General features: G+C 76.4%; 17 protein-coding genes. 7 read left to right on the top strand and 10 right to left on the bottom strand.

Going from position 1 to position 16,838, the window contains the following annotated elements:
• Positions 1–23 precede the first annotated feature (23 nt).
• The gene (locus ACQP60_RS14300; RefSeq protein ID WP_429733902.1) at positions 24–641 is read left to right on the top strand and encodes a nitroreductase family protein; all 618 of its coding nucleotides are present in this window, start codon (positions 24–26) and stop codon (positions 639–641) included.
• 9 nt (positions 642–650) lie between these two features.
• Here the strand turns inward: ACQP60_RS14300 and pdxR are convergent, their stop codons facing one another.
• The gene (gene pdxR, locus ACQP60_RS14295; RefSeq protein WP_429733899.1) at positions 651–2,108 is read right to left on the bottom strand and encodes a MocR-like pyridoxine biosynthesis transcription factor PdxR; all 1,458 of its coding nucleotides are present in this window, start codon (positions 2,106–2,108) and stop codon (positions 651–653) included.
• Positions 2,109–2,210: 102 nt separating this feature from the next.
• On the opposite strand from pdxR, the gene ACQP60_RS14290 reads away from it, so the two are divergent.
• Positions 2,211–3,191: an aldo/keto reductase gene (locus tag ACQP60_RS14290; protein WP_429733896.1), complete on the top strand. Its 981-nt coding sequence runs from the start codon at positions 2,211–2,213 to the stop codon at positions 3,189–3,191.
• A gap of 5 nt (positions 3,192–3,196) precedes the next feature.
• On the opposite strand, the gene ACQP60_RS14285 is transcribed toward ACQP60_RS14290, so the two are convergent.
• Together ACQP60_RS14285 and ACQP60_RS14280 are read right to left on the bottom strand one after the other, a co-directional pair.
• A complete protein-coding gene (locus ACQP60_RS14285; protein WP_429733893.1) occupies positions 3,197–3,538 on the bottom strand; it encodes a cupin domain-containing protein in 342 nt (113 codons plus the stop codon).
• A 56-nt stretch (positions 3,539–3,594) separates the two neighbouring features.
• Positions 3,595–4,035: a MarR family winged helix-turn-helix transcriptional regulator gene (locus ACQP60_RS14280; protein ID WP_429733888.1), complete on the bottom strand. Its 441-nt coding sequence runs from the start codon at positions 4,033–4,035 to the stop codon at positions 3,595–3,597.
• 105 nt (positions 4,036–4,140) lie between these two features.
• Here ACQP60_RS14280 and ACQP60_RS14275 point away from each other — a divergent pair, with 105 nt between their 5' ends.
• Positions 4,141–4,989 (top strand): alpha/beta fold hydrolase, encoded by an 849-nt coding sequence (locus tag ACQP60_RS14275; RefSeq protein WP_429733885.1) that lies wholly within the window; start codon positions 4,141–4,143, stop codon positions 4,987–4,989.
• Between the two features lie 22 nt (positions 4,990–5,011).
• On the opposite strand, the gene cofC is transcribed toward ACQP60_RS14275, so the two are convergent.
• A complete protein-coding gene (cofC, locus tag ACQP60_RS14270; protein WP_429733882.1) occupies positions 5,012–5,767 on the bottom strand; it encodes a 2-phospho-L-lactate guanylyltransferase in 756 nt (251 codons plus the stop codon).
• On the bottom strand, positions 5,764–6,714 hold the full coding sequence (gene cofD, locus ACQP60_RS14265; protein WP_429733879.1) for a 2-phospho-L-lactate transferase: 951 nt from the start codon (positions 6,712–6,714) through the stop codon (positions 5,764–5,766). The genes cofC and cofD overlap by 4 nt, the downstream gene beginning before the upstream one ends.
• Before the next feature lie 61 nt (positions 6,715–6,775).
• Here cofD and ACQP60_RS14260 point away from each other — a divergent pair, with 61 nt between their 5' ends.
• Both ACQP60_RS14260 and ACQP60_RS14255 read left to right on the top strand, forming a co-directional pair.
• A complete protein-coding gene (locus ACQP60_RS14260; protein WP_429733876.1) occupies positions 6,776–7,093 on the top strand; it encodes an MTH1187 family thiamine-binding protein in 318 nt (105 codons plus the stop codon).
• Positions 7,094–7,255: 162 nt separating this feature from the next.
• Entirely contained in the window at positions 7,256–8,869 is a 1,614-nt protein-coding gene (locus ACQP60_RS14255) for a restriction system modified-DNA reader domain-containing protein (protein ID WP_429733873.1), read from the top strand.
• Positions 8,870–8,887: 18 nt separating this feature from the next.
• Here the strand turns inward: ACQP60_RS14255 and ACQP60_RS14250 are convergent, their stop codons facing one another.
• Positions 8,888–9,847: a zinc-binding dehydrogenase gene (locus tag ACQP60_RS14250; RefSeq protein WP_429733870.1), complete on the bottom strand. Its 960-nt coding sequence runs from the start codon at positions 9,845–9,847 to the stop codon at positions 8,888–8,890.
• A 72-nt stretch (positions 9,848–9,919) separates the two neighbouring features.
• Between ACQP60_RS14250 and ACQP60_RS14245 the strand changes: the two genes are divergently transcribed.
• The gene (locus tag ACQP60_RS14245) at positions 9,920–10,873 is read left to right on the top strand and encodes a hypothetical protein (protein WP_429733867.1); all 954 of its coding nucleotides are present in this window, start codon (positions 9,920–9,922) and stop codon (positions 10,871–10,873) included.
• A 3-nt stretch (positions 10,874–10,876) separates the two neighbouring features.
• Here ACQP60_RS14245 and ACQP60_RS14240 read toward each other — a convergent pair whose 3' ends face one another.
• The 4 genes from ACQP60_RS14240 to ACQP60_RS14225 form a co-directional block, all read right to left on the bottom strand.
• Positions 10,877–11,305, bottom strand: a complete 429-nt coding sequence (locus ACQP60_RS14240) for a VOC family protein (RefSeq protein ID WP_429733864.1) — start codon at positions 11,303–11,305, stop codon at positions 10,877–10,879.
• Positions 11,306–11,435: 130 nt separating this feature from the next.
• A complete protein-coding gene (locus ACQP60_RS14235; protein ID WP_429733861.1) occupies positions 11,436–12,278 on the bottom strand; it encodes an aldo/keto reductase in 843 nt (280 codons plus the stop codon).
• 7 nt (positions 12,279–12,285) lie between these two features.
• Positions 12,286–13,575 (bottom strand): homoserine O-acetyltransferase MetX, encoded by a 1,290-nt coding sequence (gene metX / locus ACQP60_RS14230; protein ID WP_429733858.1) that lies wholly within the window; start codon positions 13,573–13,575, stop codon positions 12,286–12,288.
• Positions 13,572–15,017, bottom strand: coding sequence for a bifunctional o-acetylhomoserine/o-acetylserine sulfhydrylase (locus ACQP60_RS14225; protein ID WP_429734369.1), 1,446 nt, complete (start codon positions 15,015–15,017; stop codon positions 13,572–13,574). The genes metX and ACQP60_RS14225 overlap by 4 nt, the downstream gene beginning before the upstream one ends.
• A gap of 323 nt (positions 15,018–15,340) precedes the next feature.
• Between ACQP60_RS14225 and ACQP60_RS14220 the strand changes: the two genes are divergently transcribed.
• Complete coding sequence (locus tag ACQP60_RS14220) at positions 15,341–16,786, top strand: C40 family peptidase (protein WP_429733855.1); 1,446 nt, start codon at positions 15,341–15,343, stop codon at positions 16,784–16,786.
• The last annotated feature ends 52 nt before the right edge of the window (positions 16,787–16,838 follow it).

The raw sequence follows: 16,838 nt of genomic DNA, 5'->3' as shown, positions 1-16,838 counted from the left end.
CTCGGCGGGGGCAGGATGGGCGCGTGGAGTTCCAGGACGTGGTGCGACGACGGCGGATGGTGCGGCGGTTCACGGACGAGCCCGTGCCGCCCGAGACGGTGGAACGGCTGGTGCGCAACGCCGTGCGTGCCCCCAGCGCGGGGTTCTCGCAGGGTTGGTCGTTCCTCGTGCTGACCGAGCCGGTGGACCGCGAGCGGTTCTGGACGGCGGCCACCCCTGAGGACTCCGAGCGCGACATGTCGACGTGGCTCGCGGGCATGCGCACCGCCCCGGTGCTGGTCGTCGCGCTGTGCTCGAAGGACGCCTACGTCGGCCGCTACGCCGAGGCCGACAAGGGCTGGACCGACCGCGACGAGGCGCGCTGGCCCGTGCCGTACTGGCACGTCGACGCCGGCATGGCGTCGCTCCTCATGCTCCAGACGGCGGTCGACGAGGGCCTCGGCGCGTGCTTCTTCGGCATCGGCGCGGGCGAGATGCCGGCGTTCCGCGAGGCGTTCGGCATCCCGGAAGCGTGGGTCCAGACCGGCGTCGTCGCGGTGGGCCACCCGGCCGAGCCGGGCGCGGGCGCGACCGCAAAGGGGTCGCCCACGCGCCGGCGCCGCAAGCCGCTGGAGGACGTCGTGCACCGCGGGCGGTGGTGACCGGCCCGCTCAGGCCGTGACGGAGCGGACCGCGGCCGCGAGCGCGGTCACGGCCTCCTCCACCCGCGCGTCGGCGAGGTTGCCGTACCCGACGACGAGCGCCTCGGCCCCGCGGTCCGCGGCGGACACCCGGTAGCGGCGCAGGTCGGCGACGGCGACGTCGCGCCCGGCGGCGGCGCGGACGACCGCGGCGGCGGCCACGTCGTCGGGCAGACCGAGCACCACGTGCAGGCCCGCGGCCAGGCCGCTGACGGGGAGGCCGGGCAGCGCGGCGTCGAGCGCGGCGAGCAACGCCGCCCGGCGCCGGCGGAACCGGCCGCGCGCGGCCCGCAGGTGCTTCTCGTAGCCGCCGTCCGTGAGGAACCGGGCCAGCGCGAGCTGGTCGAGGGTCGACGGGGCGGGGCCTCCCGCGTCCGCGCTCAGCCGGTCCCGCCAGCGCGGCGGCAGCACCAGCCAGCCGAGCCCGAACGCGGGGGAGACCGTCTTGCTGAGCGACCCGAGCAGGGCGACGCGGCCCGGGTCGTGGCCCTGGAGCGCGGCGACGGGGCGCCGGTCGTAGCGGAACTCGGCGTCGTAGTCGTCCTCGACGACGAGGCCGTCGACGGCGCGCGCCCACGACACGAGCGCGTCGCGGCGCTCGGGGGCGAGCGCCACGCCGGTGGGGAACTGGTGCGCCGGCGCGACCAGCGCGGCGCGGGCGCCGGTCCGCGCGGCCGCCGCGGCGAGCGCGTCGACGTCCACCCCGCGGTCGTCCACCAGCACCGGTACCGGGACCAGGCCGGCGCCGCGCGCGACGTCGCGCAGCCGCCCCCAGCTCGGGTCCTCGACCAGGAGCGTGCGGTGCCCGGCGGCGCGCAGCGCGCGGGCGAGGCGGGTCATGCCGTCGGTGGCGCCGTGCGTCACCAGGACGTCGTCGGGACCGGCGCACGTGGAGCGGGCCCGGGCCAGGTACGCGACGACGGCGGCGCGCGCCGCCGCGTGGCCCCCGGGGTGCGGCGCGCCCAGGTCGGCGTCGGGGGTGTCGGCCAGGGCGTCGCGCAGCGCCCGCAGCCAAGCCGCCCGGGGCACGTGCCGCAAGTCGGGGACGCCGGGGGCGAGGTCCAGGCGGGCGCGCCGCCCCGGGACGGCGTCGAGCGACGTCGGGTGCAGCGTCGGGTGCGCCGTCGCGTGCTTCGGCGTGGCGTGCGCGGCCGCCCCCGCCGCGATCCGCGTGCCGGACCCGACCCGCGCCTCGCAGAACCCCTCCGCGACGAGCTGGCCGTACACCTCCGTCACGACCCACCGCGACACGCCCAGCGTCTCCGCGAGGGCGCGCGACGGCGGCAGCGCCGCCCCGCCGGGGACGCGGCCCGCGTGCACGGCGTCCCGCACGGCGCGCTCGAGGCGCGCGACCAGCGGGGCGTCGTCGTCCCCGAGGTCGAGCACGGTGTCCCACGCCAGGACTGGATTGGTCTGGGCATCAGCCATGGAATTGGACGGTACACCCGAGCCGATCCGCTCGTAGCGTCGGGGAAGTCGGCCGGCGGGAGGTCCGCCGGCCCGCACGACGCACACCGGACAGGAGCACTCATGCGCTACCGCACGATCGGCGACGGCACCACGTCCTTCGAGGTCAGCACGCTGTGCCTCGGCACCATGTGGTTCGGCACCCGGACGGACGAGGAGACGTCGTTCGCGATCCTCGACCGGTTCGTCGAGGCCGGCGGCACCTTCCTCGACACCGCGAACAACTACAACGCCTGGGGCCTGGGATACGGCCGCGACAGCGAGGACGTGCTCGGCCGCTGGCTCGCCTCGCGGGGCAGCCGCGACCAGGTGCGCCTCGCCACCAAGGTGGGGGCGGCCAAGAAGGACCCGAACCTGCCGCTCCAGATGGAGGAGCCGCGCAACTACCAGGGCCTCGGGGCCGAGACGATCGCCCGGGAGGCGCGCGAGAGCCTCCGCCACCTCGGCGTCGACCACCTCGACGCCTACTACGGCCACGTCGACGACTACGACACCCCGCTCGCCGAGACCGTCGGCGCGTTCGGCAAGCTCCAGGCCGAGGGCCTCGTCGGGATCACCGGCATCTCCAACGTCGCGCTGCACCGCGTCGTCGAGGCGCGCGAGGAGGCCCGCCGCCAGGGCGTCGCCCCCTACGGCCTGGTGCAGCAGCAGCTCACCTACCCCTACCCGCGGCCCGACGTCGGCCGGCACAACTGGGCGTCGTACGAGCTGCTCGACTACGCCCGGGCGTCGTCCGAGGCGGGCAGCCCGCTCACCGTCGTCGCCTACTCCCCGCTCATGCAGGGGGCGCTGGTGCGCGACGACAGGCCGCTGTGGGACGGCTTCGACCACCCGACCACGCACGAGCGGCTGCGGGTGCTGCGCGAGGTCGCGGACGAGATCGGCGCCACGCCGAACCAGGTGGTGCTCGCCTGGCTGCTCGGCGGCCCGGTGCCGGTGGTCCCGATCGTCGGGGCCGGCAGCCTGGCGCAGCTCGAGGAGATCCTCGGCGCCGCCGAGCTCGACCTCGACGACGACGTGCGGGCCCGGCTCGATGCGGTGTGACGCCGCTACTCCAGCCACTCCGTGACGAAGCGGTCGTTCGCGTGCACGTGGATCGCCTCGTACACCTCGGGTCCGATCACGGTGAACCTGTGCGGCGTCCCGGCGGGGGCGACGAGGATCTGGCCGCCCACGGCGAGCACCTCGTCGTCCCCCACCCGGAACAGCGCGCGCCCCGACCGCAGGATGAACGTCTCCGTGTAGGGGTGGCGGTGCAGGCGGGGGCCCGCGCCGTCGCGGGAGATCCGCTCGAACATCACCGACACGGTCGACCCGTGCAGGTACCCCTCGAAGTCGGCGTCCGGCAGCGTGGCCTGCTCGATCAGCTCGATGCTCGACTCGGTGCTCATGCGGGGTTGGACCGGGGCCGGGTCCGGAACTGAGCGGCCCCTGCGGTGCCGGATCGCTAGCGGGCGTGCCGGAGGTTCCGGGCGAGCACGTCGAGGGCCTGCGCGACCTCGGTCAGCCGGGGTGCGCCGTCCGGCCCGAGCGCGGCGAGGAGCGCCTCGTCGATCCCGGTGGCACGCACCTCGGCCACCCTCGCGGACGCCTCTGCGGCCTGCCGGACGAGGACCCGGCGTCGGTCCCCCGGATCGGGGGCGGTCTCGATCGACCCGGCCTCCCTGAGGCGGGCCACGGCCGACGACACCTGGCTCTGCGGCAACGCGGTGCGGGCGACGATCTCGCTCGCCGTGGTGTCGGGGTGGTCGGCGATGTCGCTGGCCACCACGAGCACCGTCCGGTCGCCGCCCGGGTGGCGACCGGTGCCGCCGGGAGGCGGCGGCAGGGCCTCTTCGCCGATCTTCATCAGGGCTCGTCCCAGCAGGAACAGCTCGACTCCGTTCACCCCGCGAGCGTACATCCAGTTAGATACATCTTGATAGATGTATCGAAATAGATAGAGTGGTTCTCGGAGAGTCGCGGCAACGGGTCGCGATCGAAGGGAGCCACCATGTCCGTCACCACCGGCACGCTCGCCGTCCCCGGCGCGACGCTGCACTACCAGGTCTGCGGGACGGGGCCGGTGCTGCTGATCTCCCAGAGCGGCGAGGGCGACGCCGACCGCAACAACGACCTCGTCGCCCGGCTCGTCGACTCGTGGACCGTGGTCACCTACGACCGTCGCGGGCTGTCCCGCAGCCGGCTGGACGAGCCCGGCCGGGGTGCGACGATGGCCGAGCACGCCGACGACGTCCATCGCCTGCTGGCCGCGCTCACCGACGTGCCCGCGCTCATGCTCGGCTGCAGCCTCGGCGCCGTCATCGGCCTGCACGTCGCCGTCGAGCACCCCGAGCAGCTCCGGACGCTGGTCGCGCACGAGCCCGTCGCCCCGCGCCTGCTGCCCGACGACCGGCGCGCCCGTCACGAGCGCGAGCTCGCCGAGCTCCAGGACCTCTACGCCCGGGCAGGGCTCGCCGCGACCCTCCCCGAGATCGCGACGACCTTGGGCATCGACCCCGCGGGCGCGGACCGCGAACCCGACCTGACGCCGCAGCCGATGACCGCGCAGCGCGTGCGCAACTTCGACCACTTCATCCGCCACGACTTCACCGCGATCCTCCGCGACCCCCTGGACCTCGAGGCGTTGAGGGGCGTCGGCACGCGCATCGTGCCCGCGACCGGGCGCACCACGCCACGGTCCGTCTTCGACCACCTGGCCGCGGCAGCGCTGGCGACCCTGCTCGAGCGCCCGCTGCAGGAGGCGCCCGGCGGGCACAACGGCAACACCACCCACCCGCGCGCCTACGCGCAGTGGCTCCGGGAGGTCCTCGACACGGCCGGTCGCGCGCCCGGTCGGTAGCCCGCCGGGAGCGCGGGGCGCGTCAGTGCAGCGGCAGGTCGAGCCCGTGCCGCAGCCGGTCGCGGGCGGCGCGGGGCAGCTCGCCCCAGTCGTCGATGGTGTCCAGGTCGACGGCGGTACCCGGGCGGCGTACGACGACGGGCCGCAGGCCGACGCGCTCCGCCTCGGCGACGTGCGCTGCCCGGGACCCCTCGCCGAAGCGGAACCGGAAGGCCGCATCCCGGGGCGTCGTCGCGGGCAGCACCAGCAGGTTCGTCCCCGCGAGGTGCCGGTCCGTGGCGACGACGACGGGCGGCGGGTCGTCGTCCGTCCCGCCCGCGGCCAGCAGCGCCGCGACGTCGTCGGGCGCGAGCAGCGGCAGGTCCGCGTGCGCGACGAGCAGCCGGCCCGCGCCGCGCGCGACGGCGGCCTCGCGTCCGACGTCGAGCGCCGCGTTCAACCCCGGACGGTCGGGTGGCTGGGGGATGACCTCGACGCCCGGCGCGGCAGTCTCCGCTCGGCGCGGCAGTCCGAGCTGCCGCGCCGACACCGAGCTGCCGCCGTGAGCGCCGAGGGCCTGGTCGACGAACGGCACGTCGGCGGTGACCACCAGCACCCGGTCGACGCCGTCGGAGGCCTGCAGGACGGCGACGACGTGGCGGGCCAGCGCCGCGACCAGCCGGCGTCGCGCGGCCGGGTCGAGCGAGGACGCCAGCCGCGACTTGCCGGAGACGCCGTCGCGCAGCGGCACCAGTGCGACCGTGCCGCCGACCGGGACCCGGTCGTCCGGTGCGCTCATCCGAGGACGAGCAGGTCGCGGGCCAGGCGCTCGCGGCCGGCGGGCCCACCCATGATCGTGTCGGTGACGACGACCTCGACGCCGAGGTCGCGGATCGGCCCGGCGAGGGCGGCGTCGGCGTCGTCGACCACCATGACGTCCACCAGGTCGGCGTACAGCCGGGCCACGCCCAGCGCGGACACCTCGTGCCCCAGCGTCTCGAGGATCTGCGCGGCCGGGCCCTTGATCGCCTGCCCGCCGACGATCGGGCTCACGGCCACGCGCCGCGCGGCCGAGGCCAGGACGGCGTCCCGCACGCCGGCCACGGCCAGCACCGGCTCCACGGACAGGAACGGGTTGGACGGCGCGACGACGAGCAGGTCCGCGCCCGCGACGGCGTCCAGCACGCCGGGTGCCGGCCGCGCCGCGGCGACGCCGTCCAGCTCGATGCCGAGCACCGCGTCGGCGTGCTGCCGGCGCACGAAGTACTCCTGGAAGGCGACCCGGCCGGACGGCGTGTCGACGAGGGTGCGCAGCCGGTCGTCGGTCACCGGCAGCAGTCGCGCCCGCACGCCCAGCGACGCGGCCAGCCGTGCCGTCACCGCGTGCAGCGGCTGTCCCTCGCGCAGCGCGGCCGTGCGCACGACATGGGTCGCGAGGTCGCGGTCGCCGAGGGTGAACCACGTGTCCTCGCCGAGGCGCGCGAGCTGGTCGAGGGTCGTGTACGTCTCGTCGGTCAGCCCCCAGCCGCGGGTCTCGTCGTTCAGCCCGGCGAGCGTGTACATCACCGTGTCGAGGTCGGGGGAGACCAGCAGTCCGTGCCGCTCGGTGTCGTCGCCGACGTTGACGACGACCGTCAGGCCGCCGTCCGGCGCCGGGGCGCCGTCGTCGGGCTGGGCGAGGGCGAAGCCGTGCGCCAGGCGGGCGCCGCCGACCCCGCCGGCGAGAAGGGTGACGCGTGTGCTCACCCGACGAGCCTACGGTCCTCGCGGACCGACGCGGGCGGTCGTGGACGTGCAGGATGGGGGCATGGCCGTCTTCGCTTTCTCCGTCGCCCCGCTCGGCGCGGGCGAGTCCGTGGCGGACTCCGTCGCCGCCGCCGTCCGCATCGTCCGCGAGTCCGGGCTCCCCACCCGCACCACCGCGATGTTCACCGAGATCGAGGGGGACTGGGACGAGGTGATGCCGGTGATCCAGCGCGCCACGGAGGCCGTCGGCGCGGGCGGGCACCGGGTGTCGCTGGTGCTCAAGGCGGACATCCGCCCGGGGTACACCGGGCAGCTCGACGCGAAGGTCGCGCGCGTCGAGGAGCGGCTCGCCGACGACGGCGGCACGGGGCACGCGTAGCCCCGGCGACGACTCACGGGTCCTCGCCGCACCTCCCTGCGGGCGGCTGTCGCGCCGACGCGCGCCTGGGAGCCCGCTGTGGTACATGCCACGCCGCGGGGGCCTTAGGCTTGCCCCGGGATCCGGCCGCCGGGGTCGGGTCCGATCCAGGAGTGGTGTGCCATGCCCCTGTTCGAGGTCGATGCCCAACGGCCCCTCCTCGTCCAGTCCGACCGGTCGCCTGCGGCAAGCGCCCAGGGCGTCGGGACCACCGCCCACCGGGTGGTGGACAGTCACATCGACGGTCTGCTCGGCGAGCAGATCTTCCCGGTGAGCCCCGGCGCGGGCCCGGACGAGCCGCACCTGCTCGCCCTGGACGCGACCGGTTCGCCCGTCGTCGTCGAGCTCGTCGCCGACCTCGACCGCGCCGCCCTCACGCGGGCCCTCGACCACGCCGGCGCGGCCGGCCGCCTGACTCGCGGCGCGCTGGCCGAGCGGTACCACGGTGGTCCCTCGGCGTTCCACCGCGACGTCGCCGCCTTCTACGACAGCGTGCCGATCACCCGCTCGCAGCCGGGGCGCAGCAGCGCGCGGCTCATCGTCATCTGCCAGGAGGCGAGCGAGGAGATCCTCAACGCCGTCGACTTCCTGCGCCAGCCCACCATGCCCGTCGAGGTGCTGAAGATGGGCGTCGTGCACAGCGCCGACGGGCGCCGCTTCGTGGACGTGTCGCCGCTGGTGATCCACCCCGCGTCCGCGCCGTCGGCCCCGAGCCTGTCCGCGCCCACCCCGGCGGCGCTGCCGCGCGACACGATCGCCGCCGACGAGACCCCGCGCGCCGCCGCGGCGCGCGACGGCGTGGACCCCGAGACCTTCGCGGAGGGCGTCGCCGTCGGCCTCGCGCTCGGCGGCAAGATGCCCGCGTCGGTGCAGGCACCCCGCGACCGGGCGGAGTCGGCGCCGCCGTCGCGGACCCGGCGCCGCGCCGCCCGCGCGCGGACCGGCGAGGAGGGTCCGGCGGCCGTGGCCGGCCCGGAGGCGGCGCCGGCCACCCCGGTGCCGCCGCCCCCGGCGCCCGTCCCGCTGCCGAGCCCCGCCGCGGGCCTCGGCGACGACCTCGACATCACCCGCGAGCGACCGCCGCTCCCGGGCGCGGCGCCGCGCCGGCGTTCGCGCGCGGACCGCTTCTCGTCGCGCCCGGAGCCGGACGAGCCGGCACCGGCGATCGGCCGCCTGGGCCTGGGCGGCCCGGAGGCGCGACGTCCTGACCTCGGCGAGGCGTTCGCGGAGGTCGCGGCCCCCGCGTTCGACCTGCCCGTGCCGGAGCCGCGCTGGTCCGGCGTCGAGGACGACCTGCCCCGGCTGCAGGTGCCGCCGCTCGAGCCGCCGCGCCTGCGCACGCCGCCGTCGGACCCGTTGGAGCCGGGCTGGACGCCCGCGCCGCACGACCACGGCTACGACCCGCTCACCTCGCCCGTGCCGCCGCCGGACCCGGCGCCGTGGGCGCCGCCGCCCGCCGCCGGCGACGACGAGGTCGACCCCGATCTCGTCGCCCTGGCGCGCACCCTGGTGCACCCGACGACGATCGTGTGGTCGCGCCCCCGACGCCGTCAGTACTTCGAGGCCGTGCTGCACCAGGACGGCGCCATCCAGCTCGCCGACGGCTCCCGCTACTGGCACCCCGACCACGCGGCGTCCGCCGCGTCGGGCTCGCCCACCGCGGACGGCTGGAGCGTGTGGCGCCTCGGCGCCGAGGGTCCGACGCTCCTGGACGCCTTCCGGCACCGCTTCGCCTGACCGCCCACCACGGTCGGGTCAGGGCAGGACGACGATCTTGCCCGTCTGCTCGCCGGCGGCGAGGCGGGCGAGGCCCTCGCCGACGCGCGCGAGCGGCACGACCGAGTCGATGACGGGCCGCACGCCGGTGCGGTCGACGAACCGCACGAGGGCGGCGAGGTCGTCCCGCGAGCCCATCGTCACGCCCTGCACGCGGATCTCGTTGAAGAAGACGCGGGTGAGCTCGGCGGGCGGGGCATCGCCCGACGTCGCGCCGCAGACGACGATCGTGCCGCCGGGCCGCACGGACCGCACGGAGTGCGCCCAGGTGGCCTGGCCGACGGACTCGATCACCGCGTCCACACGCTCGGGCACGCGGGCGCCCGTCTCGACGGCGTGCGCCGCGCCCAGCTCCAGGGCGCGCTCCCGGCGCTCCGCGGAGCGCGAGGTCACCGTCACCTCCAGGCCGGCGGCGGCCCCGAGCACGGTCGCCGCGGTGGCGACGCCGCCGCCCGCGCCCTGCACCAGCACCCGGTCGCCCGGGGCGAGGCCGGCCGCGCCGAACAGCATCCGGTAGGCGGTGAGCCAGGCGGTGGGGAGGCACGCGGCCTCCTCGAGCGACATCCCGTCGGGGAGGGGCACCAGGTTGTGGATCGGCACGGAGACGTACTCCGCCAGCGTGCCCGGGTAGTGCTCCGACAGCAGCGTGCGCCGCTCCAGCGGCCCGACGCCGTGGCCGTCCGCGCCGATGACGCCGTGCAGGAGCACCGGCGTCCCGTCCGCGGCGGTGCCCGCGGCGTCGGTGCCCAGGATCATCGGGAGCTGCTCGGGCCGCAGGCCCACGCCGCGCAGCGACCACAGGTCGTGGTGGTTGAGCGTCGCGGCGCGCACGCGCACCGTGGTCCAGTTCTCCCGCGGCTCGGGTTCGGGGCGCTCGCCCACCTCCAGGCCGTCGAGGGGGGAGTCGGGCGAGAACCGGGCGACGGTGGCGGCGAGCATGCGTCCCAACCTACTGGTCGCCCTCGCCGGTGAGCCTGGAGGCCGGACCGGCGATGCCCTAGGTTGTCGGCCATGCCTATCGACGGACCCGCCGGCAGGGTCGAGGACGAGCTGACCGCGGCGCGCGCGGCCGTGGTCGAGCACGCGCAGCGGACGGCGCGCCGCCAGGTCGCGGGCCGGAAGCTCGCCGCGGCGGACGAGGCCCTGGCGGCGGCGAGGGCGTCGCTCGCCGACGAGGCCGCCGACGTCGCGCGCCTGGAGTCCCTGAGCCTCGCGCGGGTGTGGGCGGGGCTGCGCGGCGACCGTGCCCAGCGTCTCGACGCGGAGCGCGCCGAGCAGCAGGCCGCCGAGTACGTCGCCGCGGCGGCGCAGGCGCGCCGGGACGCCGCGGAGCGCGAGGTGCGCGCCGTCGACGCCGGCCTCGCCGCCCTCGGCGACGTGCAGGCCCGGTGGCGGGCCGCCCTCGCGGCGAAGGAGCAGTGGGTGCGCGGCGTCGGGGGCCCGGCCGCGGCCGACCTGGCCGCGGTGGCCGAGCAGGTGGGCGCGTGGCGCGCCCAGCAGACGGAGGTCGCCGAGGCACGGGCCGCGGCGGAGCACGCCGCGGGTGCCCTCGGCGCAGCCGCGGACGAGCTGCGCAGCGCCGACGGCTGGTCCACCTACGACACGTTCTTCGACGGCGGCATGGTCGCGAGCATGGTCAAGCACGACAAGCTGGACCGGGCCGCGGGCCTGCTGCGCGAGGCCGACGCGGCGCTGCGGCACCTCACCGTCGAGCTGGGCGACCTCGGCGAGCAGGGCGTCGGCGGGGTCGGCGTCGACGGCCTCACCCGCACGCTCGACGTCTGGTTCGACAACATCTTCACCGACTGGTCGGTGCGGAACCGGATCGCCGAGGCGCGCGACCGTGTCGCCGCCGCGGGGCACGCCGTCGACGACGTCCGGCAGCGCCTCGCGGAGCGATCGGCCGCCGTCGACGCCGAGCTGGCTGCGCTCGCCGCCCGCCGCGAGTCGCTGCTGGTGGGCTGACGGTCAGGGCGCCCCGACGTCGAACATCCAGGTAATGCCGTACCGGTCGGTCACCTGGCCGTAGAAGTCGCCCCACGGCGCCTTGTCGAACGGCATCGCGTCCGTGCCGCCCTCGGCCAGCTTCGCGTACGCGCTCGCGACGTAGTCGTAGTCCTCCGGCCCGCCGGTCAGCGCGACGGTGACGCCGCTGGTGGGCGCCACGTAGGGCATCATCGAGCCGGTGTCGGCGGCCATGAGCGTGAGCCCGTGCGGCGTCTCGAGCTGGCCGTGCATGACGAGGTCCTTGTCGGCGTCCTCGATCGGCATCCCGGCGTCGGCCGGCATGCTGCCGAACGTGCTGACGTCGAGCTCGCCGCCGAGCACCGACCGGTAGAACTCGAGGGCCTCGCGGGCTTGGTCCTTGAAGCTGAGATAGGGGTTGAGCCGAACCATGGGTCGCCTCCAGCAGCGCTGCGTGGGAGAGGGGTCGGAACGGACCGCAGGGCTCCGCGGCCGAGGTCCACGCTAGGCACGGCCTCCGACACCCGCACCGCGGTGGCGCGGGGGCGCAGAGGTTCACCCCTCAGAGCATCTCCAGCGGCACAGGACCGGCCGGCGGAGGGAAGGCGGCGTCGAGCTCGGCGAGGTCCTCGGCGCCCAGGCGCAGGTCGCGCGCGGCGGCGTTCTCGCGCACGTGCTCCGCGGACCCGGACCGCGGGATCGCGACGACGCCCTCGCCCGCCAGCACCCACGCGAGCGCGACCTGCGCCGGGGTGGCGCCGTGCCGCCGGGCGACCTTCCGCAGGGCGGGGTCGCCGAGGATGCGGCCCTGCTCCACCGGCGAGTACGCCATGGTCGCGATGCCGCGCCCCCGGAGGAGCGGGAGCAGGTCGTGCTCGGGGCCGCGGCGGGAGAGGTTGTACAGCACCTGGTCGGTCTGGCACGCGCTGCCGAGCCCGCCGGCGACCCCGTCCAGCTCCCGCAGGTCGTCGGCGTCGAGGTTGCTCACTCCCCAGCCGAGGACGTCGCCCGCCTGCACCAGCGCGTCGAGCGCGGCCGCCGTCTCCGCGAGCGGCACCGCGCCGCGCCAGTGCAGCAGGTAGAGGTCGAGCCGGTCGGTGCCGAGCCGGCGCAGGCTGGCCCGGCACGCCTCGACCGTGCCGCGCGCGTCCGCGTGCCACGGGTACACCTTGCTGACCAGCACGACGTCGTCACGACGCCCGGCGACGGCCTCGCCCACCAGCTCCTCGGCCGCGCCCTCGCCGTACATCTCAGCGGTGTCGATCAGGGTGAGACCCAGGTCGAGGCCGGTGCGCAGCGCGGCCAGCTCGTCGGCGCGGCGGGACCGCGTCTCCCCGAGGTACCAGGTGCCCTGGCCCAGCGCGGGCACGGCGCGACCGTCGGGCAGCGTGACGGTGGTGCTCATGCGCCGATCATGCCTCGGCCTCGTCCTCCTCGACGCTCGCCCCGGCGAGGAAGTCGGCGACGATCGGCCCGAGCTGGTCGAACTCGATGAGGAAGCCGTCGTGCCCGAAGTCGGACGTGACGATCCGCAGCGGCTCCGCGCCGGGCACCCAGGCGGCGATGCGGCTCGCCTGCTCCGGCGGGAACAGCCGGTCGGAGTCCACCGCCACGACCAGCGCGCGGGCCGCGATCTGCGACAGCGCCGACTCGACTCCGCCGCGGTCGCGGCCCAGGTCGTGGCTCAGCATCGACTCGGTGAGCACGAGGTAGGAGTTGGCGTCGAAGCGGCGCGCGAGCTTGTCCCCGTGGTGGTCGAGGTACGACTGCACGGCGTACCGCCCGTCGGCCAGCGGGTCCTCGCCGCCCTGCGGCAGCCGCCCGAACCGCACGTCCAGCTCCGCCGCCGTCCGGTAGGTCGTGTGCGCGATCTGCCGCGCGATGGCGAGCCCGGTGTCCGGCCCGTCGCCGTCGGCCGCGTCGTAGTAGTCGCCGCCGCGCCAGCGGGGGTCGGCGCGGATCGCGCCGAGCTGCGGGTGCGCCCAGGCGATCTGGTCGCCCGACGTCTGCGCCGTCGTCGCGATGGCGGCGATGCCGTCCACGCCGATCCCGGCCTCGGGGCCGAGCAGCGCCCACTCCAGCACGCGCAGGCCGCCCATCGACGCCCCGACGACGAGCGACCAGCGCTCGACGCCGAGCTGCCGGGCCAGCTCGATCTCCGCGGCGACCTGGTCACGTGTCGTGATGCGGGGGAAGCGGGCGCCCCAGGGCCGGCCGTCGGGGGCCGTGGACGCCGGGCCGGTCGTGCCCTGGCAGCCGCCCAGCACGTTGGGCGCGACGACGAAGTACCGGTCGGTGTCGATGGGGGCGCCGGGCCCGATCATGTCGGCCCACCAGCCGGCGGTGGGCTGGCCGGGCCCGGCGGGGCCGGTGACGTGCGCGTCTCCGGTGAGCGCGTGCAGCACGAGGACGGCGTTGGAACCGTCGGGTGCGAGCTCGCCCCACGTCTCGTACGCGACGCGCACGTCGGGCAGCACGCCGCCCGCCTCGAGCTCGACCGCGCCGACGTCGACGAACTTCCGGTCGGCGGCGGGGTCGCCCTCGCGCCACGCGCCGGTGGCGGGCACCGGCGGCTTGACCCGGTCCCGCGAGACCGGCGTCGGGCGGACGGTGGGGGCGGTCTGGTGGCGCCCGCCCACCGACGGGACGGTGGCCGCGACGCCGCCGCCGCACCGCGCGGACGGGCCGGGCACCGCGGTCACGCGGCGGCCTCGTCGTCCGACGTCGTGCCGGCCGCGACGACGTCCGCCGCCGCGGCGAAGCCGAGCTCGAGGTCGGCGAGGATGTCCTGGATCCCCTCGAGGCCGACCGCCAACCGCACCAGGGCCGGCGTCACGCCGGACTGCGCCTGCGCCTCCGGGGTGAGCTGCGAGTGCGTGGTCGACGCGGGGTGGATCACCAGCGACCGCACGTCGCCGATGTTCGCCACGTGCGAGTGCAGCTCCAGCGCGGAGACGAACGCGCGGCCCGCGGCGTTCGCCAGCTCCGGGTCGGCGACGTCGAGCTCGAACGCGACGACCGCGCCGGCCCCCTTGGGTGCGTACCTCCGGGCGTTCTCGTGCCACGGCGACGACGGCAGGCCGGCGTAGTGCACGAGGCGCACGTCGGCGCGCTCCTCGAGCCACTCGGCCACGTGCTGCGCGTTGGCGACGTGCCGCTCGACGCGCAGCGACAGCGTCTCGAGGCCCTGGGCGAGCAGGAAGGCGTTGAAGGGCGCGACGGCGGGGCCCAGGTCGCGCAGCAGCTGGACGCGCGCCTTGAGCACGAACGCGAGGTTGGCGCCGAGCGCGGAACCCACGCCGAGGTCGCGGGCGTAGACGAGCCCGTGGTAGCTGTCGTCCGGCTGGTTGAAGCCGGGGAAGCGCTCGGGCTGCGCGGCGTAGTCGAACGTGCCGCCGTCGACGATGACGCCGCCGATGGCCGCGCCGTGCCCGCCGAGGTACTTCGTGGCCGAGTGCACGACGACGTCCGCGCCGTGCTCGATCGGGCGCACCAGGTAGGGGGTGGCGATCGTGTTGTCCACGATGAGCGGCACGCCCACCTCGTGGGCGACGCCCGCGACGGCGGCGATGTCCAGCACATCCGCCCGCGGGTTGGGGATCGTCTCGGCGAAGAACGCCTTGGTGGTCGGCCGGGCCGCCGCGCGCCACGACTCCGGGTCGTGCGGGTCGTCGACGAACGTCGTCTCGATGCCCAGCTTCGGCAGCGTGTGGCGCAGCAGGTTGTAGGTGCCGCCGTACAGGCTCGGGCTGGCGACGACGTGGTCGCCGGCCTGCGCGACGTTGAGGATCGCGAGCGTCTCGGCCGCCTGGCCGGAGGCGACGAGCAGGGCGCCGACGCCGCCCTCGAGGTCGGCGATGCGCGCCTCGACGGCCTCCTGGGTGGGGTTGCCGATGCGGGTGTAGATGGGGCCGAGGTCGGCGAGCGCGAAGCGGTCGGCGGCGACGTCGGCGCTGGGGAACTCGAACGACGTGGTCTGGTAGATCGGCAGCGCGCGGGCGCCCGTGGCGGGGTCCGGGGTCTGGCCGGCGTGGATCTGGCGGGTCTCGAAGGTCCAGCTGGAGGTCATGACGTGCTCCTGGGTGGCTCTGGGTGGCTCTGGGCGGCACCGTGTCGGCGGTGATCGGGCCGCGGCGGGAACCAGGAGGCCTGCGCGTCTGGGGCGGGCCGCGGCGGTCGGCTGCGCACGCGGAGCGGATGGCTGGGTCGACGAGCGGCCGCAGGCAGGCGAACGTGCGCGGTGGTCAGCGGCACATTCGACGGGTCATGCGGACGACCGTAGCCCGGCTGCGCAGCGCGCGACACCCGTGTCTCGTCATTCGGGACCAGGATTTGGACGGCGTGTCGGCTTGCTCGGCGGGTCACGTCCGCACTCTCGGGTGGCGGTCCCGGTCGGCCGGGGTGAGTCTGGGCGAGGTTGCCCGAAGCACACCGCCGCCGGGACGTCTGCCCAGGGAGGAGCAGATCATGCCTCGCACCCGTCGCACGACCACCCGTACCCGCAGGGCCACGTCGTGGATCGCCGTCGCGCTGCTCGGCGGCGCCCCGGCCGTCGCCGGGGGAGTCGCGTGGGCCGAGCCGCCGTCGGACGACGACGTCACCGCCGCGCACGCCGCGTCCGACGCCGCCGCCCTCGACGTCGAGGGTGCGCAGGCGCGGCTGGACGCGATCCGCGCCGAGCTGGCGCGCGCCGAGGCCGCCGTCCAGACCGCCGCCGAGGACTACGCCGAGGCCCGCGAGGCGCTCGCGGACGCCACGCGCGAGACGGCCGCGGCGCGCGAGCGGGCCGCCCGCGCCCAGCGCGCGGAGGACGCCGCCCGCACGACGCTCGCCGAGGCGTACCGCACCACGGCCCGCGCGAACGAGAACGACCTCGGTCCGCTCGACGTCGTCGCCGGGGCGCGCGACGTCGGCGACGTGGTGTCGACCGACGCCGCGCAGCGGGCCGTGGACCGGAAGGTCGCCGGTGCCCTCGCGCAGCAGGCCGACGTGCGGTCCGCGGCGCGCAACGCCGACGCCCGCTGGCAGGCCGCGCGCGCCGCGCAGCGGGAGGCGAGCGCGACGGCCGAGGCCGCCTTCGCCACCGCGCGGCGCACGGCCGACGACCTCACCGCCCGCACCGCCGCGGCCGAGGCCGAGCGCGACCGCCTGTTCGCGCGCCTCGCCGACCTGCGCAGCACCAGCGTCGAGCTCGAGCGCCAGCGCGAGGCCGACCGCCAGGAGAAGGCCGCGGCGGCGCGCGAGGCCGCCGCGCGGGATCGGGCCGAGGACGCGGGCTCGACGGGCAGCTCGTCGGGCGGGGCCGAGGTCCGGGAGGGCGGGGACGCGCAGGCCGACCCGGAACCCGAACGATCCCGGTCCGGCGGGTCGGACGACGACACCCGGGCCGACGACGCGGCGTCGGGCGGCTCGGGGAGCGCGGCCGAGCCCGACCCGCAGCCGACGCGCACCCGCGAGCCCGCCCCGGACCCGGCGCCACGGCCGGACCCGAAGCCCGACCCGAAGCCGGACCCGCCGCCGGTCAGCGGCGTCGGCCAGGGCACGGCGGCGCAGGGCCGCGCGGCGCTGGCGTGGGCGCGGTCGAAGATCGGCACCGAGTACCAGTGGGGCGGCGACGGAAACCCGGGCTACGACTGCTCGGGCCTGACGTCCGGGGCGTGGAACGCCGCGGGTGTGTGGATCACCCGCACGTCGCGGTCGCAGTACCTCACCGTCGGCAAGGTCTCCTACGACCGCATGCGCCCCGGCGACCTCATCTTCTACGCCAACGACACGTCCGACCCGTCGACCATCCGGCACGTGGCGATCTACGCCGGCGGCGGCAGGATGGTCGAGGCCCCACGCCCCGGCATCGACGTCCGCGAGACGCCGGTCCGCTGGGACGAGGTCATGCCCTACGCCGGCCGCCCGTAGTCGCTGTGAGCGGACGTTTGGCCCCGGTTCCCACGGAATCGGGGCCAAACGT

The organism is Isoptericola variabilis (assembly GCF_050311655.1).
In the GTDB taxonomy this organism is placed as follows: Bacteria; Actinomycetota; Actinomycetes; order Actinomycetales; family Cellulomonadaceae; genus Isoptericola; species Isoptericola variabilis.
Note: the sequence above shows the minus strand (reverse complement) of the source record. Positions and strands in the feature narration are given on the sequence as shown.